This is a genomic window from Pantoea allii (assembly GCF_046529425.1).
In the GTDB taxonomy this organism is placed as follows: domain Bacteria; phylum Pseudomonadota; class Gammaproteobacteria; order Enterobacterales; family Enterobacteriaceae; genus Pantoea; species Pantoea allii.
Map to the genome: position 1 here is coordinate 2,978,668 of NZ_CP125958.1, position 22,034 is coordinate 3,000,701.

General features: G+C 54.1%; 23 protein-coding genes. 4 read left to right on the forward strand and 19 right to left on the reverse strand.

Annotation, left to right across the window (positions count from 1 at the left end):
• Positions 1–76 precede the first annotated feature (76 nt).
• The 7 genes from acpP to yceD all read right to left on the reverse strand — a co-directional run bounded on the left by acpP (position 77) and on the right by yceD (position 4,887).
• Positions 77–313: an acyl carrier protein gene (acpP, locus tag QNH99_RS14070; RefSeq protein WP_003849865.1), complete on the reverse strand. Its 237-nt coding sequence runs from the start codon at positions 311–313 to the stop codon at positions 77–79.
• A 153-nt stretch (positions 314–466) separates the two neighbouring features.
• Positions 467–1,201 (reverse strand): 3-oxoacyl-ACP reductase FabG, encoded by a 735-nt coding sequence (gene fabG / locus QNH99_RS14075; RefSeq protein ID WP_014593428.1) that lies wholly within the window; start codon positions 1,199–1,201, stop codon positions 467–469.
• A gap of 10 nt (positions 1,202–1,211) precedes the next feature.
• The gene (gene fabD / locus QNH99_RS14080) at positions 1,212–2,144 is read right to left on the reverse strand and encodes an ACP S-malonyltransferase (protein WP_063879079.1); all 933 of its coding nucleotides are present in this window, start codon (positions 2,142–2,144) and stop codon (positions 1,212–1,214) included.
• 16 nt (positions 2,145–2,160) lie between these two features.
• A complete protein-coding gene (locus tag QNH99_RS14085) occupies positions 2,161–3,114 on the reverse strand; it encodes a beta-ketoacyl-ACP synthase III (RefSeq protein WP_063879078.1) in 954 nt (317 codons plus the stop codon).
• A complete protein-coding gene (gene plsX, locus QNH99_RS14090; protein ID WP_063879077.1) occupies positions 3,115–4,155 on the reverse strand; it encodes a phosphate acyltransferase PlsX in 1,041 nt (346 codons plus the stop codon).
• 25 nt (positions 4,156–4,180) lie between these two features.
• Entirely contained in the window at positions 4,181–4,351 is a 171-nt protein-coding gene (gene rpmF / locus QNH99_RS14095) for a 50S ribosomal protein L32 (protein WP_013025362.1), read from the reverse strand.
• Between the two features lie 14 nt (positions 4,352–4,365).
• Positions 4,366–4,887 (reverse strand): 23S rRNA accumulation protein YceD, encoded by a 522-nt coding sequence (yceD, locus tag QNH99_RS14100; protein ID WP_063879076.1) that lies wholly within the window; start codon positions 4,885–4,887, stop codon positions 4,366–4,368.
• A gap of 140 nt (positions 4,888–5,027) precedes the next feature.
• Here yceD and QNH99_RS14105 point away from each other — a divergent pair, with 140 nt between their 5' ends.
• Entirely contained in the window at positions 5,028–5,615 is a 588-nt protein-coding gene (locus QNH99_RS14105) for a Maf family protein (RefSeq protein ID WP_063879075.1), read from the forward strand.
• Positions 5,616–5,626: 11 nt separating this feature from the next.
• On the opposite strand, the gene rluC is transcribed toward QNH99_RS14105, so the two are convergent.
• Entirely contained in the window at positions 5,627–6,583 is a 957-nt protein-coding gene (rluC, locus tag QNH99_RS14110) for a 23S rRNA pseudouridine(955/2504/2580) synthase RluC (RefSeq protein WP_063879074.1), read from the reverse strand.
• A gap of 570 nt (positions 6,584–7,153) precedes the next feature.
• Here rluC and rne point away from each other — a divergent pair.
• Entirely contained in the window at positions 7,154–10,459 is a 3,306-nt protein-coding gene (rne, locus tag QNH99_RS14115; RefSeq protein WP_410516832.1) for a ribonuclease E, read from the forward strand.
• 418 nt (positions 10,460–10,877) lie between these two features.
• Here the strand turns inward: rne and flgL are convergent, their stop codons facing one another.
• The 11 genes from flgL to flgB form a co-directional block, all read right to left on the reverse strand.
• Positions 10,878–11,840, reverse strand: a complete 963-nt coding sequence (gene flgL, locus QNH99_RS14120; protein ID WP_063879072.1) for a flagellar hook-associated protein FlgL — start codon at positions 11,838–11,840, stop codon at positions 10,878–10,880.
• A gap of 14 nt (positions 11,841–11,854) precedes the next feature.
• Complete coding sequence (flgK, locus tag QNH99_RS14125; RefSeq protein ID WP_410516833.1) at positions 11,855–13,495, reverse strand: flagellar hook-associated protein FlgK; 1,641 nt, start codon at positions 13,493–13,495, stop codon at positions 11,855–11,857.
• 124 nt (positions 13,496–13,619) lie between these two features.
• Entirely contained in the window at positions 13,620–14,564 is a 945-nt protein-coding gene (flgJ, locus tag QNH99_RS14130) for a flagellar assembly peptidoglycan hydrolase FlgJ (RefSeq protein ID WP_063879070.1), read from the reverse strand.
• Positions 14,564–15,673, reverse strand: a complete 1,110-nt coding sequence (locus QNH99_RS14135) for a flagellar basal body P-ring protein FlgI (RefSeq protein WP_096012331.1) — start codon at positions 15,671–15,673, stop codon at positions 14,564–14,566. Before QNH99_RS14135 ends, flgJ begins: the two co-directional genes overlap by 1 nt.
• A gap of 9 nt (positions 15,674–15,682) precedes the next feature.
• On the reverse strand, positions 15,683–16,387 hold the full coding sequence (locus tag QNH99_RS14140) for a flagellar basal body L-ring protein FlgH (protein WP_172823921.1): 705 nt from the start codon (positions 16,385–16,387) through the stop codon (positions 15,683–15,685).
• Positions 16,388–16,452: 65 nt separating this feature from the next.
• Entirely contained in the window at positions 16,453–17,235 is a 783-nt protein-coding gene (gene flgG, locus QNH99_RS14145; protein ID WP_063879066.1) for a flagellar basal-body rod protein FlgG, read from the reverse strand.
• A 17-nt stretch (positions 17,236–17,252) separates the two neighbouring features.
• Positions 17,253–18,011 carry a flagellar basal body rod protein FlgF gene (locus QNH99_RS14150; RefSeq protein WP_063879065.1) on the reverse strand — a complete coding sequence of 253 codons (759 nt, stop codon included), beginning with the start codon at positions 18,009–18,011 and terminating at the stop codon, positions 17,253–17,255.
• A 20-nt stretch (positions 18,012–18,031) separates the two neighbouring features.
• Complete coding sequence (gene flgE / locus QNH99_RS14155; protein WP_063879063.1) at positions 18,032–19,279, reverse strand: flagellar hook protein FlgE; 1,248 nt, start codon at positions 19,277–19,279, stop codon at positions 18,032–18,034.
• A gap of 26 nt (positions 19,280–19,305) precedes the next feature.
• Positions 19,306–19,977 (reverse strand): flagellar hook assembly protein FlgD, encoded by a 672-nt coding sequence (gene flgD / locus QNH99_RS14160; RefSeq protein WP_145394796.1) that lies wholly within the window; start codon positions 19,975–19,977, stop codon positions 19,306–19,308.
• Between the two features lie 12 nt (positions 19,978–19,989).
• On the reverse strand, positions 19,990–20,394 hold the full coding sequence (gene flgC, locus QNH99_RS14165; RefSeq protein WP_063879059.1) for a flagellar basal body rod protein FlgC: 405 nt from the start codon (positions 20,392–20,394) through the stop codon (positions 19,990–19,992).
• Between the two features lie 2 nt (positions 20,395–20,396).
• Positions 20,397–20,810, reverse strand: a complete 414-nt coding sequence (gene flgB, locus QNH99_RS14170) for a flagellar basal body rod protein FlgB (protein WP_063879057.1) — start codon at positions 20,808–20,810, stop codon at positions 20,397–20,399.
• A 153-nt stretch (positions 20,811–20,963) separates the two neighbouring features.
• Between flgB and flgA the strand changes: the two genes are divergently transcribed.
• Both flgA and flgM read left to right on the forward strand, forming a co-directional pair.
• Complete coding sequence (gene flgA, locus QNH99_RS14175; RefSeq protein ID WP_063879055.1) at positions 20,964–21,623, forward strand: flagellar basal body P-ring formation chaperone FlgA; 660 nt, start codon at positions 20,964–20,966, stop codon at positions 21,621–21,623.
• Positions 21,624–21,726: 103 nt separating this feature from the next.
• Positions 21,727–22,029, forward strand: a complete 303-nt coding sequence (gene flgM / locus QNH99_RS14180; protein WP_063879053.1) for a flagellar biosynthesis anti-sigma factor FlgM — start codon at positions 21,727–21,729, stop codon at positions 22,027–22,029.
• The last annotated feature ends 5 nt before the right edge of the window (positions 22,030–22,034 follow it).

A 22,034-nucleotide genomic window follows, 5' to 3' on the forward strand; every position in this document is an offset into this window, starting at 1 on the left:
CCAGGGAGGGATAAAAATGACTATTGAGGGGCAAACATAAAACTCAGGCGGTCAATTGACCGCCTGAAGATATTCATTAGCCTTTATGGCTATTGATATAGTCGATCGCTGCCTGAACGGTAGTGATTTTCTCAGCTTCTTCGTCTGGAATTTCAGTATCAAACTCTTCTTCCAGAGCCATTACCAGCTCAACGGTATCAAGAGAATCTGCACCAAGGTCTTCTACGAAAGATGCAGAGTTGGTCACTTCTTCCTCTTTCACACCCAGCTGCTCACTGATGATTTTCTTAACGCGTTGTTCGATATCGCTCATACTATTTAATTTCCTATCAAAACTCGCTTTCGCGATGGTTTTCGTAGTGTATAAAATGTTGAAAAAGATGCAACAAAATCCCGGCTGGTCGAACCACGATTTTACGCTATTGTGCGGTTTTATCCGCAAATAATGCAAATGATTTCGTAATTATCAGACCATATACATGCCGCCATTGACGTGCAGCGTCTCACCCGTGATGTAGGCTGCTTCGTCAGAGGCTAAGAATGCAACGGCATTAGCAATTTCCTGCGCTTCGCCTAAGCGACCCGCTGGGACCTCCGCCAGAATACCGGAACGTTGATCTTCGTTCAGTGCCCGCGTCATGTCGGTCTCTATGAAGCCCGGAGCCACGACGTTGACGGTAATGCCACGTGACGCGATTTCCCGCGCCAGTGATTTGCTAAAGCCAATCAAACCTGCTTTTGCTGCAGCGTAGTTTGCCTGACCCGCATTGCCCATGGTTCCAACAACAGAACCGATGGTGATGATACGACCCATGCGCTTTTTCATCATGGCACGCATCACCGCCTTAGAAAGACGGAATACCGATGTGAGGTTGGTATCAAGGATATCCTGCCACTCATCGTCTTTCATACGCATCAGTAGATTATCACGCGTAATGCCTGCATTATTGACTAAAATGTCCACTTCGCCAAATTCCGCGCGAATTTTCTCTAAAACACTGTTTACAGAAGCGGCATCCGTCACGTTTAACAGCAGACCTTGTCCTTTATCGCCAAGGTAATCACTGATAGCATCGGCACCACTTTGGCTGGTTGCAGTACCGACCACTTTCGCACCGCGTGCGGCCAGGGTTTCTGCAATCGCACGGCCGATGCCGCGGCTTGCGCCAGTTACCAGCGCTACTTTACCTTCAAAGCTCATGATTTTCCTCTTATTCCTGTGCAAGCGCCGCAGTCAATGACGCAGTATCGTTCACCGCTGCTGCGGACAGGCCGTCTACAATGCGTTTTGTCAGACCGGTAAGGACTTTACCTGGTCCCATTTCAAACAGCTGAGTGACGCCCTGAGCGGCCATGGCCTCGACGCTTTCTGTCCAGCGTACCGGGCTGTAAAGCTGACGAATCAACGCATGACGAATCGCGTCTGCGTCCGTTTCTGCTTTTACATCCACGTTATTAATAACCGGTACCACTGGCGCATTAAAGGTGATGTTTTCCAGCGTCAGCGCCAGTTTATCGGCTGCTGGCTTCATCAGCGCGCAGTGGGAAGGAACACTTACCGGCAACGGGAGCGCACGTTTTGCACCTGCCGCTTTGCAGGCTGCACCCGCGCGTTCAACCGCATCTTTGTTACCGGCGATCACCACCTGACCTGGCGAGTTGAAGTTTACCGGCGAAACGACTTCGCCCTGCGCACTCTCTTCACAGGCTTTTGCAATGGCTGCATCATCAAGACCGATGATCGCCTGCATAGCGCCGGTGCCTTCTGGCACGGCTTCCTGCATCAGTTTACCACGCAGTTCAACCAGCTTGATGGCGTCCGCAAAATCCAGCACGCCTGCGCAGACCAGCGCTGAGTACTCACCCAGGCTATGACCGGCCATCAGGGCAGGCTGTTTGCCACCCTGTTGCTGCCAGACACGGTAGATAGCTACCGAAGCCGCCAGTAGCGCAGGCTGTGTCTGCCAGGTTTTATTTAGCGCTTCAGCAGGTCCCTGGCTGACTAACTGCCACAGATCATAACCGAGGACGTCAGAAGCTTCACGGAACGTGGCTTCAACGGCCGGATAAGCAGCCGCCAGTTCCGTTAACATGCCCACGGTCTGTGAGCCCTGACCTGGGAAAACAAAAGCAAATTGCGTCATTTTCAGTTCCTGTCAATCAAAAGCGAACCAGCGCAGAACCCCAGGTGAATCCACCACCAAAGGCTTCCAGCAAAATAAGTTGTCCGGGTTTGATGCGGCCATCGCGCACGGCCTCATCCAGCGCACTCGGCACAGACGCGGCTGACGTATTACCATGACGATCCAGTGTGACCACCACTTTTTCCATGGTCATGCCCAGTTTTTTCGCCGTGGCGCTGATAATACGCAGGTTAGCCTGATGCGGCACCAGCCAGTCCAGCTCTTCACGCGCAATGTTATTTGCCTGCAACGTCTCATCAACAATGTGCGCTAACTCTGTTACCGCCACTTTGAAGACTTCGTTGCCTGCCATCGTCAGATAAGCGGGTTGATCCTGATTCGCACGATCCTGATAAGGCAGGGTCAGCAATTGGGCATAGCGGCCGTCCGCGTGCAGGTGGGTTGAAATGATCCCCTGCTCTTTGCTCTGACCCAGCACCACGGCACCCGCACCATCACCAAACAGGATGATCGTACCACGATCGTCAGGATTGAGCGTACGCGCCAGGACATCAGCCCCGATGACTAACGCATGCTTTACCGCACCATTTTTAATATATTGATCGGCCACGCTTAACGCATAGGTAAAGCCAGCACAGGCCGCTGCAAGGTCAAACGCCGCACAGTCTTTGATATCGAGCATCTGCTGAATCATGCAGGCAGAGCTTGGGAAGGCATGACTGGAAGACGTGGTTGCGACAATAATCAGCCCCACATCATTGGCGTCGACGCCTGCCATTTCCAGTGCACGCTGTGCAGCCTGATGTCCCATGCTTGCGACAGTCTCATCCGGAGCAGCAATACGGCGCTCACGAATGCCGGTACGGGTAACAATCCACTCGTCCGAGGTCTCCACCATTTTTTCCAGATCGGCATTGGTGCGGATCTGGCTGGGCAAATAACTGCCCGTACCGATAATTTTGGTAAACATCTAGGCTTTGTCACTCCTGGCTAATACAGCGTCCAGACGGGCGGCAATGCGTTCAGGAACCTGCCGCCTTACCGTCTGCTCGGCCTGATTGATCGCCACGGCAAAAGCATGTTGATTTGCTGCGCCATGGCTCTTTATCACTGTCCCGCGTAATCCTAACAGACAAGCGCCATTGTACTGGTCGGGGTTGAGATGCCCGAAGCGCCTGGCCAAACGCTTTTTAATCCAGCGCCCCAGCAACGTCAGCCACCACGACCGCTTTTCACCTTCCCCTGACGACTTGAACAGGGAAAGAAACATTCTTACTACGCCTTCCATGGTCTTCAGTGTGATGTTTCCAGCGAAACCATCACAGACCAGCACATCCGTTTTGCCAGTCAGTAAATCGTTACCTTCGAGATAACCAATGTAGTTAATCTGCGGCAATGCCTTGAGACTTAACGCCGCATCGCGAATGCTTTCAAGCCCTTTGTGCTCTTCATGACCAATATTGAGAAGTGCCACACGCGGATTCGCAATGCCCAGCACTTCTTCCGCCATAACTGAGCCCATTACCGCAAACTGCACCAGCATCGCACTGTCAGAGTCGACATTGGCACCTAAATCTAAAATGACCGTTTTTCCCTTCTGCTGATGGGGTAAAACGGTCATAAGCGCCGGACGTTTAATGCCGTCCAACGGCTTAAGTAATAGTGTCGCCAGCCCCATCAGCGCGCCCGTGTTGCCGCTGCTGACGCAGGCCTGGGCCCGCCCTTCTTTGACCAACTCTAACGCCACTCGCATTGAACTGCCGCGGCTGTTACGGATGGCTTGTGCGGGTCGCGCATCACTTGCAATAACTGATTCGGCAGGCACAACCTGCAGTCGCTCCAGTAAGGAGGAATCCGCTTTGGCAAGCAATGGCGTGAGAATGTCGGGATCTCCGACAAGAAGAAGGATAATTTCCGAATGAGAGGCCAGTGCCTGCAATGCTGCAGGCACCGTCACGCAGGGGCCGAAGTCCCCGCCCATGGCATCGATAGCCAGGGTCAAACGTGCCAAGGTATCGCCTTGCTAAGCAAAGAACTTACTTAACGATAACCTTGCGACCGCGGTAGTAACCATCCGCAGTGATGTGGTGACGCAGATGAGTTTCACCAGAAACTTTATCTACTGACAGAGTGGCAGTGGTCAGAGCATCGTGCGAACGACGCATACCACGCTTAGAACGGGTGGGTTTATTCTGTTGTACGGCCATGGACCTTACTCCTATTACTTACGCTTTAAACTGGCTAATACGGCAAATGGGTTTGGTTTTTCTGCCTCTGCAGGCAACTGACCAAACACCATGTCCGCCTCGGACACTTCACAGTGTTCAGAATCGTGCACCGGAACCACAGGCAGCGCGAGAATAACTTCATCCTCTATAACTGCCAGCAGGTCGATCTCACCAAACTCGTTGACATCAACCGGCTCGTACGCTTCCGGCAACGCCTCGGCCTGCTCGTCAGACGACACAGGACTGAAGCAATAGCTTACGTGTACATGATGTGGAAAAACCTGGTTGCAGCGTTGACACCGCAGCGTAACTTGTACTTCAGCAGTACCCGTCAGTACTGCCAGACGCTGGTTATCAACCGCAAACGACATGACACAATCTACATCACTGTCCACACTAACGACCGACTCAGCGACACGCTCAACCTGTTGAGAGGTATAAACACCTTGATAATCGAGGCGTTTCTGAGCGGTGCGGACTGGGTCCAGCGTTAGGGGTAATTTTACCTTTTGCATAGGGCGCGCATATTAACTTTGTAATCACATAGAGTCAAAGAAAAAGGCCGTTAAACAGCATCTTTCAACCACTATTCGCATCCAGTGCGGCGCACAGTTTAAAATGACTGTCACCAATTCGCTATCAATATTGAAAAAAAATGACAGCATCGATTCTTTTAGCATCAACCTCCCCCTTTCGTCAGGCGCTCCTGGCCCGGCTGGGCTTGCCTTTTACGGTCGCCTCTCCCCAAACAGATGAGACGCCGTTAGAGAATGAACGCGCAGAGGCACTGGTGACGCGACTCGCCATCGCCAAAGCGCAGGCGCTGGCCGGAAGCTACCCCGACCACTGGATTATTGGCTCTGACCAGGTGTGCGTACTGGATGACGTGATAACCGGTAAACCCCATACCGAGGCAAACGCGGAAGCACAGTTGCGCGCCGCCAGCGGTAACAGCGTTACCTTTTATACCGGGCTGGCGTTATATCACCCTGCCAGCCAGCGCTTAATGCACTGCTGCGAACCTTTCACCGTGCATTTCCGGACCTTAACCCAGCAGGAAATTCGTGCGTATATAAAGAAGGAGCAACCGCTGCAGTGCGCGGGCAGTTTTAAAAGCGAAGGACTGGGGATTTGTTTGTTTGACCGCCTGGAGGGACGCGATCCAAATACGCTGGTGGGCTTACCGCTGATTGCGCTGACCGACATGTTGCGCGAAGCAGGCATCAATCCATTAGAGGACTGATGCCCCGTGCGTCAGCTCTTCTGCTGGCGCAGCTTCGTCAGGCAGTGCTGTAACTTATCATCCAGCGGCGCTTCCATGCGTAGCGTTTCACCGCTGTTGGGATGAGTAAAGGTCAGCGCGGCCGCGTGCAGGAACAAGCGGTTAAGCCCCGTGGGAGCCAGTTGGCTGTCAAACGCCCGATCGCCATAGCGGTCATCAAACGCAATCGGATGACCGGCATGTAAGGTATGCACACGAATCTGATGGGTGCGCCCGGTAACCGGGCTGGCTTTGACCAGCGTGGCACCGTCAAAGCGCTCTTCCACTTTAAAACGGGTTTCTGAAGGCTTGCCTTCTCCGCTCACCCGCACCATGCGCTCACCGCTTTGTAGAATATTTTTCAGCAGCGGAGCCTGAACCACTTTTAAATGTGAAGGCCAGTTGCCCTGTACCAGCGCCAGATAATCTTTCTGCATGCCCTTCTCGCGCAGCTGTTCGTGCAGCGAGCGCAAGGCAGAACGTTTTTTAGCGACCAGTAAAACACCGGATGTGTCCCGGTCCAAACGGTGCACCAGCTCCAGAAAACGGGCTTCGGGACGCAATGCGCGCAGCCCTTCAATCACGCCAAAGCTTAGCCCACTGCCGCCGTGTACCGCCGTCCCGGAGGGCTTATTCAATACCAACAGGTGGTCATCTTCAAAGAGGATGGCATTTGCCAGCGAAGCCACTTTTGCCAGCTTCGGCGACACGGCTTCGTCATCCCGTTCGGCCACCCGCACCGGCGGGATGCGGACCTCATCGCCCTCTTCAAGCTTGTATTCCGGCTTAATGCGTTTCTTGTTAACCCGCACCTCACCTTTACGCACGATGCGATAAATCATGCTTTTTGGCACACCTTTTAAATGGGTGCGCAAAAAGTTATCAATACGCTGTCCGGCATTTTCAGCCGTGATGGCGACAAATTGTACGCCGGGATTCTCTGTTTTCATGGCGGCGATTCTAAATAGTGTCCCCTGATAGCGCCACCCCTTTTTCTGTGCTTAACTCTCTGCGTCCCCTCAGAACGGGCAATGTGATTGCTGTGATTTGCAGCAGCACTGGCGCACTTTCTGTCGCAGGGTTCTTAAAATGTAAAGAAAATTGATCAGTGAGTTAAAGTCGCCTTGCTATATGAAGGTTAGCAGTGGAATAATGCTTAGGTTTCTTAGCTGAAGATTCAGAGAAGAAAACAGCGAAATTAGTTATTTTGTCGGATTGAGCAGACACGCAGCAATGGCGTAAGACGTAATGCGAAATCAGACAGTTAGCGGGCTGCGGGTTGCGGCCTGGACATGAGATGGAGTGCTCGGGTTTACTGAATTATCTCTCGCATTTCCACTATCTGGTGCTGTTGTTCCTTATGAAAAACAGGCCACCGACGTTATTTGCGCCCCTCGCGCGGTCGATAACCGTGAGGTTGACGACATTGCACTAAGTCACGGGGCCATCGGTTGATACTCGTCCAGGGTAACTATGCCCGCAGCTTTAATCACTCATGAAAGAATAACGAGTACGTCACGATGAAAAGAATGTTAATTAACGCAACTCAGCAGGAGGAGTTGCGCGTTGCCCTGGTTGATGGTCAACGTCTGTACGATCTGGATATCGAAAGCCCAGGACACGAACAGAAAAAAGCCAACATCTACAAAGGTAAAATTACCCGTATCGAACCCAGCCTTGAAGCGGCCTTCGTCGATTACGGTGCAGAACGTCACGGTTTCCTCCCCCTGAAAGAAATTTCCCGCGAATACTTCCCTGCTCACTACAACTCTCACGGTCGTCCGAATATTAAAGACGTGCTGCGTGAAGGTCAGGAAGTGATTGTTCAGATCGATAAAGAGGAACGCGGCAACAAAGGCGCGGCCCTTACTACCTTTATCTCTCTGGCCGGTAGCTACCTGGTATTGATGCCAAACAACCCGCGTGCGGGTGGGATTTCACGTCGGATTGAAGGTGATGACCGTACCGAGCTGAAAGAAGCCTTGTCGGCACTGGAACTCCCGGATGGCATGGGGCTGATTGTTCGTACCGCTGGCGTCGGCAAATCTGCCGAATCCCTGCAGTGGGACCTCAGTTTCCGCCTGAAGCACTGGGAAGCCATCAAAAAAGCCGCTGACAGCCGCGCTGCGCCTTTCCTGATTCATCAGGAAAGCAACGTAATCGTGCGCGCGTTCCGCGATTATTTACGTCAGGATATCGGTGAGATTCTTATCGATAACCCGAAAGTGCTGGAGCTGGCTCGTCAGCATATCGCTGCCCTGGGTCGTCCGGACTTTACCAGCAAGATCAAGCTCTACACCGGTGAGATCCCGCTGTTCAGCCATTATCAAATCGAATCGCAAATTGAATCCGCTTTCCAGCGCGAAGTCCGCTTGCCTTCCGGTGGGTCGATCGTTATCGACAGTACCGAAGCGCTGACTGCCATCGATATCAACTCCGCACGTGCGACTCGCGGCGGTGATATTGAGGAAACCGCCTTTAATACCAATCTTGAAGCCGCCGATGAGATTGCCCGTCAGTTGCGTCTGCGCGATCTCGGCGGTCTGATCGTTATCGACTTTATTGATATGACGCCCGTTCGTCACCAGCGCGCGGTTGAAAACCGTCTGCGTGAAGCCGTACGTCAGGATCGCGCTCGTATTCAAATCAGCCATATTTCACGTTTTGGCCTGCTGGAAATGTCCCGCCAGCGTCTCAGCCCATCGCTGGGCGAGTCCAGCCATCACGTCTGTCCGCGCTGTAGCGGCACCGGCACCATTCGTGATAACGAATCCCTGTCATTGTCTATTCTGCGCCTGATTGAAGAAGAAGCGCTGAAGGATAACACCAAAGAAGTGCATGCCATTGTGCCGGTTCCGGTTGCCTCTTATCTGCTGAACGAAAAACGTGAAGCAGTGAATGCTATCGAGAAACGTCAGGGCGGCGTGCGTGCGGTCATCGTTCCTGACGACAGGATGGAAACGCCGCACTACTCCGTTTTACGCGTGCGTAAAGGTGAGGAAACCCAGACGCTGAGCTACCACCTGCCGAAGCTGCATGAAGCTGAGATGGCGATGCCATCAGAAGAGGAACATGCCGAACGTCGCCGTCCGGAGCAACCTGCGCTGGCAGCGTTTGTGATGCCTGATGCGCCGCCGGCACCTGCGGAAGCCTCTCCGGATGTGGTTACCGCTGCTCCAGCGTCGGTTACTGAGACCGCCCCTGCTGCTACAGCAGCACCTGCCAGTGCGGGCCTGGTAAGCCGTTTGTTAGGTGGATTGAAAAAACTGTTTGCTGGCGAACCTGCCCCAGCTGCTGCCGAGCCTGTTGCTGAGGTTTCTGAACCGCAGAAAGCTAGCGAAGAGGAAAATGGCAATCAGCGTGGCGATCGTCGTAACAACCGCCGCAACAACAATCGCCGCGAGCGTACGCCACGTAATGGCGACAGCACGCAGCAGCGTGAATCCCGTGATAACCGCGAATCTCGTGACAACCGTGACGCTCGTGATAACCGCGAGCCTCGCGACAACCGCGAACCGCGTGAAGACAATCGCCGCAACAAGCGTCAGGCACAGCCGAATGAAGCGCGTGACGATCGTCCGGTACTGAGCGACGAAGCCCGTCAGCAACGTGATGAGCAGCAGCAACAGCGCCGCGAACAGCGTGCTGAACGTCAGCGTCGCCGTCAGGAAGAGAAACGCGCCCAGCAGGATGTCAGCACCACGGTTGAAGAAGCCGTTGAGGTTGTAGCCCCGGTCGCTGTGGATGCGCAGGAAGATGAACGCGTGCAGGTGATGCCACGCCGTAAACCACGTCAACTGACGCAGAAAATCCGCGTTGGCGAAAACACTGATCAGCCTCAGGTGGCGGCTATTGAGTCAGCAGAACCTGCTGAAGCTCGTCAGGTTCAGCCTGTTGTTGAAACCTCTCAGGTTGAGGAGACGGAGGAACATGACGGTCGCGATAATGCCAATATGCCGCGCCGTTCACGCCGTTCGCCTCGTCATCTGCGTGTCAGTGGTCAGCGTCGCCGTCGTTACCGTGATGAGCGTTACCCGACGCAGTCCGCCATGCCGTTAGAAGCCGCCTCGGCTTCTCCTGAAATGGCCTCGGGCAAAGTCTGGGTTCGTTATCCGGTCGCGCAAACGAATGAAGAGCAAACCCTTCAGGACACAGCGAAAACGACGCCAGATTACCACCGCGAAGAAACGGCACCAGCCATTGCACTGCCTGTCGTGACTGATGAAGCCCCTGCTTCCCAGGCTGCACCGGTGCAAATTGCTGAACCGCAGGCTGAAACTCCGGTTACTCTGGTGAATACTGATGATACCCACGCGATTGATGCGCCGGTGAATCATGAACCCGCGGTAATTCCAGCGGCCGTTGAAGCCGGTGCTGAAGAGATTGCGCAACAGGCACAGCCTGCTGACGTTGCCGAAGAACCTGAGGTTAACGCACCAACCGCAGTAGCATCAGCCGCAGTAGAAACGGCGCAATCTGCAACGGCAGAACATGCCGGCACCGACGTGAGCGCAGCGACCGAAGCCCAGGTGGAAGAGGTCTTAAACGCGCCTGTCGCCGCTGAGGAAACCCTCACTCCGGTTAGCGAACCTCATGCGCCGGTTGCCGCACGCGATGTCCCTGTAGAGGCGGTTAACGCCAATGTCGAAACGCGCTGGAAGCATTTTGCCTCTGCGCCGATGACTAAGGCACCTGCACCTGCATGGCAACCCGAGCCTGCGCCTCAGAGTGACTGGCAGCGTCCTTCTTTCCAGTTTGATGGCAGAGGATCGGCGGGCGGCCATAGCGCCACCCATCAGGCCACTGCACCTGCTACCAAGCCGTAAGGCCAGGTAACGGTATCGACAAACCCGGCTCCGGCCGGGTTTTTTATTGCCTGTTGTCTGCTGTATTGCGAAGAGAAAGCCACTTTTGTGCCCTGGCGACTGCATGTGGAAACCCCGGGCTTTGTCGCCAGACAGTCAGTAACCCTCTGCCAGCCTTCGTAGCCGTCCATTGCCTGCCCCCTGCTAGCAGCCTTACCTCTTCATCGTCGGCGAGCCCGCTTTCCCCCTTATCCCAGCACCAGTGTGTCGTTATACCGGGCAGAGGATTTAGCTTCAGCCCTGACTGATGCGCCGCCGGACGCATCAATACCGACCTCCGTGAAAGGGAGAATATTCAGGCAAAAAAAATCCCACCATCCCTTATCGGGAAGGTGGGAAAAACTAAGCGCACCCGGTTAAAGTACGCCCAAATTTCGTTTTATGAATTCAACTGAAACAGTGACATCTGAGACATATCGGTAAAGGTCTTGTAAGAAGCCTGCAGCGCCTGCTGTTGCATGGTGTAGCTGGAGATCGCCTGGGTGTAATCAACGTCCACCAGGCTGCTCATCTGGGAATCATAAATTACCTTGCGATCGTCCCCCTGCGCATTCAACGTATCTAACTCTTTCAACTGGGTACCGATCTCGGAACGGACGCTGAGCACGTTGTTCAGCGAGTTGCTCAGGCCACGGCTGGTTTTATCCATTGCCGCAGAAAACGTGGCTTTCGTCGCATCGTCCGCGCCGTTTTGCGGCACTTTCAGCGCACTGATGGCGCTGTCCAGCATGTTAAACACGTTCGTTTCACTGGTACCGCCGTTAGGCTCTTTCACCGCATTGCTGGTAATCGACATCACGATGCTGTTGCCGGTATGACCGATGGTCATCGTACGGTCAGTGTCCACTTTCTGGGTAATCGCATCGGTTCCGCCCTGATAAGTAACGCCACCCGCACCATCCACAAACGGTGGGCTATCCGTTTTGTAACCTGCAAAGATATAACGTCCGTTGGCATCTTTGCTGTTTACCTGATTAAGTAACTGCGCACGAACCCCTTCCAGCTGCGTGGCATAAGAGGCACGGTCGTCGTCGCTTAAGGAACCATTAGCGGAGGCCACAATCATCGACTGCGCGCTCATGATGCTGTTCGTGACGCCATTAAGGGTGTTTTCTTCCAGCGATAATCCCTGGTCGGCAAAGGTACGCGCGACAGAATACTGGCTTGCCTGCGCCTGCGTTTGCGACAGCACGACCGCACGAGACGCGGCAATCGGGTCGTCTGAAGGATTAGACACTCTGAGTCCGGTGGAAAGCTGTTTTCCCGCATTTAACCAAGAGGACTGCGCATCGCTAACGCCGCGAACCTGCTGGTCAAAAATCATATTTGTACTGAGTCGCATGATGTCCTCTGCTTTTAGTTGATGCTAAGCAGGGCGTCAAAAACGGTGCTGGCCGTTTTTAAAACCTGCGCATTCGCCATGTAATATTGTTGGTATTTCGTCAGGTTCGCGTACTCTTCATCCAGGTTCACGCCAGAAACAGACTGCTGACGGTTGGTTAGCTGCGTCACCACGTTTTGCTGCGTCGTGCTGGCGGTTTTGAGTGCCTGGGTTTTGTTGCCGATGGTACTCACCATCGCGCCGTAAGCCTGGGAAATCGTCGCGTTGCCGTTAACGACTTTGGCATCCTGCAATGCCAGCAGCTTTTGTGCATTGCGGTTATCACTCTCACCGCCGGTCGCCGCCGCCGCGGCGATTTGTGATCCGCTGGTAATAGCAACCGACATGCCGTTAACCACGTTCTGAACCGGTTTCACCAGGAAACTGTCTTTAGCGTTTGGCGTGCCGTTGACCGTCAGGCTCATCCCATCCAGGTTAAGCGTCGTAGCGCCGCCCGAGGTAGTGGGTGTGAGCGTGGTTTTGGTGTTATCTGACAAACGTGTCGCTGACCAGTTTGTCCCGTCATAGCTGATGGTATAGTTTGATGCCTGCAGGGCACTGGTGTTAGTCCACGCTGCCGTCAGGGTGGCAGAAGAGGTATTTTTGCTGTTCCCCTGCACCGTAGGACTGCCGATATTAAAGAAGTCGACGCCCTGATTACCGTTGCTGTCGAAGCCTTGCTTGTGCACGGTGTTAAAACTGGTCGTAAAGGCAGCCGCTAACTGGCCCAGTTGGTTTTGTGCCATGTCCAGATCCTGCGAACGGAAGCTCAGCATACCGCCCAGCGAACCCGTGGTCAGAGACGATTCCGGAATCTCCACGTTGCCAGCCTGAGGGTCGACATAACCTACTGTGGTGCGCGTCAGGTCACTGCTGGACGGCATGGCCACCAGCTTGGTGGACTGAAAACCATTCACCAGTGACGTGCCGTTCGCCATCGAAACCGTATAGCTGCCGTCTTGCTGTGACACTGTCACACCAACGATATTATTCAGGCCGTTCACTAACTGATCGCGCTGATCAAGCAAATCATTCGGTGTTGCACCGTTAGCCGTGCTCAGTTTGGCAATTTGCTGGTTAAGATTCGAGATCTGCGTGGTGAAGGTATTAATCTGATCGACGTTAGAGGCAATATTGGTGTTCACGCTGTTTTGCATGTTGGTCAGGTACTGCGCCTGGGTCTGGAACTGGTTAACCAGCCCCTGCGAGTTGCTGAGCATCGACTGGCGCGCCGCCGGATCGTTGGCGTTACTGACCACGTTTTGCATGTTGCTGAAGAAGCCCTGAATCGCCGTTGACAGGTTAGTGGTCGACGTCGACATCAGATCATCAATATTAGATACCTGCGAATACTGGGTATTCGCCGCATTATAGTTGGCCGACGATCCGCGCAGCTGAGCGGCGATAAAACCGTCATATTCACGCTGAACACCGGTGACGTTAACACCATTGCCGTAATAGCTTTTCCCCTGCAGGGTACTGTTTGCTTCGGCCAGAATGGTGGTCTGACGCGAGTAGCCCGCGACAGTGTAATTACTGATATTGTTACTGGTCGTGCTTAAGGCGGCCTGTGCGGCACTGAGCCCGCTCATTGCGGAGTTAATTATGCTGGACATCTCGGTTCCTTACATTCCCCCGTTGGACGGGTGGCTGTCATCAGTGTGGTCGCCAACGTACGCTGGCGCGCCTGGCTCTTGCTGTTATTATCGGCATGCTTAAGTGAAACTTGAGGCCGAATAATCAGAACAGGGTGCTTAAATCCTGGCTATACGCTTTAACCACTTTTTCACCCATGCTCTTGAATTGCTGAATCATTCCAACCAGTTTCTGTGCATATTTTGGATCGGTCGCATAACCGGCAGCCTGCAATGCCTGTGCGCCCTGCTCCGCGCTCTGCGCATTTGTTACGGCCGCATAACGTGGATTGTTTGAAATCAGTTTGACGTAGTCATTCAACGCTTCGAAATACGATCCGTAAACGCGGAAGCTGGCGCGCACTTTTTTTGCTTCGCCATGCTCGTATTCCGTGGTCATGATATCGGTTGTTTCACCCTTCCAGTTGGCGCTGGCTTTAATGCCGAAGACGTTGTAACTCGGCTTACCATCACGGGTCAGGATTTGACGTTGCCCCCAGCCGGACTCCAGCGCAGCCTGCGCCAGAATCAGGTGGTGCGGAATCCCGCTCTGCTGGCTGGCCGCCTGAGCAGGCTGCGTCAGTTGGGCAATAAAATCGCGGCTGTCGCCGGGCAGTCCCGTTGGCGAGGCTGGCGGCAGACGCGGCATGGCTTTGCGCACCATCTGCTCCAGTGGCGTTGCCCCGATATTGCTCATAATGAAACTGTTATCCAGTTTCATCGGAACGGTGCCGGCGGTCTCATCCGGGGCTTTGGCGGGTTCCATCTGTTTCACGATGATATCCGCCAGGCCCAGGCCACGTTTTCCGATGTCTTGCGCAATCTGCTGATCGTACATTGAAGTAAAAAGTTTGGTCTGTTCATTGCTGAGTACGCCGTCCTGCGGTAACGCATCGCGCATACTCTTTAGCATCATCTGAACAAACATCCCTTCGACCTGCTGTGCCACCTGCAGCGCTTTTCCTTTCGGATCGGCGGTGACCTGGCGTTTAAGGTCGTTCAGTGAGCGGCTGTCAAAAGCCGCATTCATCAGCGATTGCGCATCATTCATCAGATAATTTCCAGTTTAGCGCGCAGGCAACCCGCGCTCTGCATTGACTGCAAAATAGACATCAGCTCGATAGGCGATGCGCCCAGGGCATTCAGTGCACGTACTACGCTGTTCAGGTTGGCGCTGGAATTCACCCGTTGCAGGGCACCGCCGCTCTGACGCAGGTCGATCTGTGTATTGGTGGTTGCCACGGTTTGTCCACCCGCCAGCGGTGTATCAGGCTGGCTGACGTTCTGCTGCTGATTAACCGTCACAGACAAGTTGCCCTGCGCCACTGCACAGGTGTTCAGTTTCACTTCACGATTCATAACGACAGAGCCGGTACGCGAGTTGATAATGACTTTGGCATCTTCAACCGGGACAGACACATCGATGTTCTGAATCTCGGCCAGCAAGCGAACCTGTGCACCGTTGTTAGGTGATACGCGTACCTGAACGGTGCGGGCATCCAGCGGCTGCGCAGAGCCGTAGCCGCCACGTCCATTGATCGCATCCGCAATACGTTGCGCCATAGAGAAATCGGCGGTGTTGAGCTGCAGGTTAATGGTGTTTTGCGAGCCAAAGTTGCTCTGCAATTCACGCTCAACCGTCGCGCCTTCGGTAATACGTCCGCCGTTCAGTTGGTTAACCTGAACACTACTTCCCCCGGCAGAAGCACCCGCACCACCGACCAGGATATTCCCCTGAGCCAGGGCATAAACCTGGTTATCCACGCCTTTCATCGGCGTCATTAATAACGTCCCGCCGCGCAGGCTTTTGGCATTACCCATGGATGAGACAACCACATCCAGCGTCTGTCCCTGACGGGCAAACGAGGGCAATTTAGCCGTGACCATTACAGCCGCTACGTTTTTGAGCTGCATGTTAGTGCCGGGCGGCACGGTGATGCCCAACTGGGACAACATGTTGCTGACAGTCTGCGTCGTAAAGGGTGTCTGAGTGGTCTGGTCACCCGTACCATCCAGACCCACCACCAGCCCATAGCCCAGCAGTTGGTTGTCGCGCACACCTTGTACGGTGGTTAAATCGCGGATCAGATCGGCGTGAGCCATCAGACTTACGCCTAACAGTAACCCCAGACCGACACGCCATAATGCTAACTTTTTCATTGAAACCTCTTAGAACGGCGAGATGTTCAGGAAGAAACGCTGCAGCCAACCCATGGTTTGCGCTTCATTGATATAACCATTTCCGATGTACTCAATACGTGCATCGGCGACGGCCGTTGACAACACCGCGTTACTGGCGCTAATGGTGCGTGGGTTAACCACGCCCGAGAAGCGGATAAACTCGGTGCCCTGATTAATGGCAATCTGTTTTTCACCGACCACGTGCAGGTTGCCGTTCGACAGAACCTGATCCACGGTCACGGTGATGGTGCCGGTAAAGGTGTTGTTGGCAGACGCGCCGCCTTTACCTGCGAAATCATTTTTGCCACCTGCCGCAAAGTTGGCTTTTTCACCTGCAGCGCCTGCCAGACCGGCAAGGCCCGTAGGTACGGCGGTAATGCCCAGGCTACCGCTGCCGTTTCGGCTGGCGTTAGAGGACGAACTTTTGCTGGCGCTGACGTTTTCTTGCAGCGTGATGGTCAGCGTATCGCCGATATTACGTGGGCGACGATCCTCAAACAGCGGCTGATAACCGTAGTTGAGCGGCGCGACGCCCTGAAAAATTGAACCGTTCACCACCGGTGGTGCAGATGGCAACGGCTGAGCCGTGGTCGCCCCTTGCACCAACGGCGTGCGCGGTACCAGTGCACAACCGTTAAGAGTGAGTAGCAGGCTTGCTACTAACCAATGTCCAGGCTTGAGAATATGTTGCATCGCCACGGAGTCACGACCTTATAAATGACTATTCTTCAGGCCAGCCTGAGCCGGCCCTGTTCGCATTACAGCTGAGTTAACTTCGCCAGCATCTGATCGGAGGTGCTGATCGCTTTGCTGTTAATTTCATAGGCGCGCTGCGTCTGGATCATGGTGACCAGTTCTTCAGCAACGTTAACGTTGGAGGTTTCGGCATAGCCCTGATACAGCAGACCTGCGCCGTTCTGGCCAGGCGTGCTGTCAGTCGGTGCACCGGATGCCTGGGTTTCTTTGTAAAGGTTTTCACCTACGCTATCGAGACCGGCGTTGTTGATAAAGGTGCTCAGGGTTAACTGCCCGACCTGCGCGGCCTGAGTTTGCCCCTGCTGCGTGACACTGACGACACCATCACGCGACACGGTAATGCTGGTGGCGTTGGCTGGAATCGTAATGCCTGGCTGTACCGGGAAACCGGAGTTGGTCACTAACTGACCATTCTGATCCACCTGGAACGAACCATCACGGGTATAAGCAGACGTACCATCTGGCATCTGGATTTGGAAAAAACCCTGCCCGTTAATGGCAATATCTTTCGAGTTGTTGGTCTGCGACAGGTTGCCCTGTGTATGCAAACGCTCAGTCGTCACCGGACGCACACCGGTACCAATTTGCAAACCTGATGGCAGCGTGGTTTGTTCTGATGACTGGGTACCCGGTTGACGCATTGTCTGGTACATCAGATCTTCAAATACCGCACGTGAACGCTTAAAGCCATTAGTACTGACGTTTGCCAGGTTGTTGGCGATAACGTCCATGTTCATCTGCTGTGCATCAAGACCGGTTTTCGCGATCCATAAAGAACGAATCATGTATTTATCCTCGTGCCTTAGCTGCCGATGCTCAGCAACTGATTGGCTTTTTGTTCGTTTTCGTTGACGTTAGAAATGACCTTCATCTGCATCTCAAAACGTCGGGCATTGGCGATCATATCGACCATGGTCTCGACCGGTTTAACGTTACTGCCTTCCAGAACGCCAGGCATCACCTGCATGGTGGGATCGGCCTGCAGCGCGGCGCCGCGTGTAGCCTGCGTCGCGGCGGTTGGACGGAACATGCCATCATCCCCGCGCTGTAACTCTTTACCTGTTGCCTGAACCAGCTTCAGACGACCCAACTGCACCGTGGCATTCGGTGAGTCGCCTGCGTTAAGTCCGGTAATAGAACCGTCAGCCGCAATGGTGACCTCTGTGCCTTGTGGGATCACAATCGGACCACCGTCGCCCATGACGGGATTGCCCTGCACCGTCAGCGTGCCGTCCGAACGGATTTGCATATTACCGTTGCGGGTATAGGCTTCGCTGCCGTCTGCCGTTCGTAGTGCAAGCCAGCCGTCCTGCTGCATCGCCACATCCAACGGACGTTCGGTGTAGTCCATTGCACCCTGACTCATATCGGCGCCCGGCGTGGACGCCGTTACCAGCGTACGCGTTGGCAGCGACCAGCCAGTAACCGGTACAGCACGCAACGCGTTCAACTGCGCCCGGAAACCGGGCGTTGATGCGTTGGCGAGGTTGCTGGCGGTAACCGCCTGCTGATCCAGTGTCTGACTGGCCGCGCCCATCGCGGTATATATCGCGTGATCCATAGAGCAATCCCGTTAGCGAATTAACGTAAGTTGACCAGGGTGTTAAGGATCTGGTCCTGCGTTTTGATGGTCTGCGCGTTCGCCTGGTAGTTGCGTTGCGCGACGATCATGTTGACCAGCTCTTTACTCATATCAACGTTCGAGGACTCCAGCGCACCGGCGGTCAGTGAACCAAATGTTCCGGTGTTAGCCAGGCCAACTGCAGCCTGTCCAGACGCATTCGTTTCCGACCAGACGTTGTCACCCTGAGATTTCAGGCCTTCCGGGTTAGAGAAGCTCGCCAGAACGATTTGTCCCAGCAACTGAGTACGTTGGTTGGAATAACTGCCGGTGATGGTGCCGTCGTTATTAATGGCGTAGCTGGTCAGGTCGCCTGGGGCATAACCGTTTTGCGTGGCGTTACCAAAGGTGGTCGCACCGGTGTTTTGCTGCAGGCTGCCCACAAAGTTCAAGGCCACGGTCGTGCCATTTGCGCCATTGACACCAGGAATGGTGATACTGGCTGTGCTTGGCGTGGTTGAACCCGCGACAACGGCGCCTGTCGCATCCAGGCTGGACACACCGGTCATTTGACCGTTGGCATCGTAGGACATCTGGTAGTTACCCACAGCGGAACCCGCGGTTGAGTCAATGCCATGAATCTTCCAGGTGTTGTTTGCCGTCTTAACAAAATACATGTCAAGCGAGTGGGCGTTACCCTGCGTGTCGTACATGGTAATCGTGTTTTTAGCACTGTACGTCGTCGGGTCGGTGGCTGAAAACTTGGTGTCATCCAGCGTTGCAGACGTTGAGTTCAGCTTTGCCACCTGGTTAGCCGTGGTGGTCGCGTTCGCAGACATCTGCGTGGTTGGGATTTTAATCGCAACCGGGTTAGCACCGCTTTGAATCGTTGGCGGCACGCCTGATGCCGGATAACCGGTTACATTCAGACCCTGGGTATTCACCAGGTTACGGTTCTGATCAAGTGTGAACTGACCGTTACGTGAATAGGAAACCGCGCCCGCAGAGTTGGTCAAACGGAAAAAACCGTTTCCGCTCAGCGCAACATCCAGTCCACGGCTGGTGGTGGTGGTTGAACCATCGTTAAAGTTCTGGATAACGGCGGCAACTTTTGTACCCAGACCTACGTTAGAGCCGGCGAACATGTCGGCAAACGCGATGGTACTGGATTTGAAGCCCGCTGTGGCGGAGTTAGCGATGTTGTTACCGATAACGTCCAGGTTACTTGAGGCAGCGCCGAGACCGCTGACCGCTTGTGAAAATGACATTTAAACCTCTCCTGTCTACAGGTGAATCAGAGAATCTGACGTACGTCGTCAAGGGTGGCGGAGCCCATGGTGCCGAGATCCAGTGTTGCGGTATTACCCGCCGTGCTTACGCCATTGACGTAGGCATAATTAAGTGGCTGTGCTACCTGTTGACCGCTGCTGTTACTGGCAGCAATCGCAACTTTGTATTTACCGTCTGGCGCAACACTGCCATCAGGTAATTTTCCGTCCCACGAAAAGGTGTGAACGCCCGCAGTGAGTGAACCCAGGTCCTGGGTACTGACCACATTGCCTTGTGCGTCACTGATCGTCGCCGTGGCGGTGGTCGCTGCGTTAGTCAGCTCAACGCCAAACGGTGTCGTGGTGCCTTTGCCTACCAGGATCTGGGCGCCATTGACCATCACCCCATGTCCAATCAGCGTGGAGCTCTGCAGAGACTGGCTGGTGCTGATCTGGCCGGAAATCGATCCCAGCGTGGTATTCAGTTTTTCAATACCGCTCAGGGTGTTGATCTGTGCCAGCTGCGTCGTCAGCTGACTGTTATCCATTGGATTTGTCGGGTCCTGGTTTTGTAACTGTGTGACCAGCATGGTCAGGAACTGGTTTTGCAGGTCCTGAGAACTGTTCCCCGTGCCGGTGCTGGACGAACTCAGTACCGTGGGGTCCAGCTTTTCATTAACGCCTACCGAGATAGCCATTATGTTTCTCCGTTACTGACCCAGGGTCAGCGTTTTCATCATCATCGACTTCACGGTGTTCAGTACCTCGACGTTAGCCTGGTAGCTGCGTGACGCCGACATGGTGTTCACCGTTTCGGCTACCACATCCACGTTAGGCATTTTCACGTAACCTTTGTTGTCTGCCATTGGGTTACCTGGGTCGTAGACCAGTTTTGCCGGCGTAGGATCGTCCACGACCTGCGCCACTTTCACACCACCTGTCGCAGCACCGGGAGCAGCATCGGTCTGAAAAACGACCTGTTTTGCCACATACGGCTGTCCGTCCGGGCCGGTCACGCTGTCGGCGTTAGCCAGGTTACTGGCGCTGACGTTTAATCGCTGTGATTGCGCGGTCATTGCTGAGCCGGCAATGTCAAAAATATTAAGCAAGGCCATAATTATTGCCCTTGTAACACGCTCATCATGCCTTTGATTTGGCTACTGATAAGCGTGAGGTCGGTTTGATATTTCAGGCTGTTATCCGCGAACTGCGTACGTTCGCGGTCCATATCCACGGTGTTACCGTCGGCAGATGGCTGATCCGGAATGCGATACAGCATATTCATTGACGGTGCCGAGTTCGTCTGCGCTTCAATGTGACGCGACGAAGTGACTTTGAGCGCCAGGCTACTGCCTTCAGCACGTCCATTCGCCATTGCCCGATTCAGCTCGCTGGCAAAGTCGATATCCCTGGCCTGATAGCCCGGGGTGTCGGCGTTGGCAATGTTAGATGCCAGAATCTCCTGACGTTGAGCTCGCAGGTTAAGGGCTTCGGTACCGAAATGTAGCGCCGCATCGAGTTTGTCGAGCATGCTTCCTCCGCAAATGAGAATTTCGAGTTGGCAGCTTAATCGGGAAAAAGCAAGAGTCATCGTCTGAATAACGCCTCAAATCGTCGCTATTTTTGCTCTTGAGTTTTTTTTTAAGCGCGTACACTCGTTGACATCATCAGTGAGGAAAAGCACATGCGTGGATATCCAGCCCTGTTAGCCGGCCTGCTGGCCCTGTTTGCCTTACCCGTTATGGCAGGCGATTTCAGTGCCCAACTGAACCAGTTTTTTAAGGCGCGTGATCCCCAACACGCGGCAGGCATGAATGTGGTTATCCGCACGCCGCAGACGCAGTGGCCAGCGTGTGACGCACCACAATTTACGCTGCCGGGCAACAGCCGGGCATGGGGCAACATGAGTGTGGCGGCTAACTGCGGTGAGAATCGCCGTTATATTCAGGTGCAGGTACAGGTCACTGGGGCGTATCTGGTCGCTAAAAACGCCATTCCCCGTGGCAATACCGTTAGCAAAGATGATTTCCGCATTGAAAACGGACGTCTGGATACGTTGCCTCCGCGCACGTTGCTCAACGATGAGTCAGTAGCGGATGCGGTGGTCTTGCGTGATATCCAACCGGGGCAACCTGTAAGTCAGTCTATGTTGCGCCAGCCATGGCGCGTTAAAGCAGGCCAGGATGTGATGGTCGTGGCCAGCGGAGACGGGTTTGACGCTAGCGGTGAGGGCAAAGCGTTGAACAATGGCACGATATCGCAGTGGGTTCGGGTGCGTATGGGAAATGGTCAGGTTGTGAGTGGTCGTGTGAGCGATGATGGGAAAATTCTTATAACACTATAAAACATTAAAGAAGCCTGTTTATCTGCCGATAGAAGAATCAGCTAAGCGATTACGCTATTATGATTCAGGTGGCAGACTCCCCTGACCTCACAGGAGCCCGAATATGAGCATCGACAGAACACAACCGTCTAAGCCCGCAAGCACCGTGCAAACACGTGACAGCAGCGAGCAACAAACTGCCCGAGTGCGTCAGAGCAGCAGTACTACTGCAACCACGCCTGCAGCCGCCCAGGTTAACCTGAGCAGTGCACAAGCACAGCTTATGCAGCCCAGCAGCCAGGACATTAATGTCCAGCGCGTAGAACAATTGAAAACCGCCATTCGTAATGGCGAGTTGAAGATGGATACTGGCAAAATCGCCGATGCGCTAATTGCCGACACTAAGGCGTATTTAGAGGGTAAATAATCCCC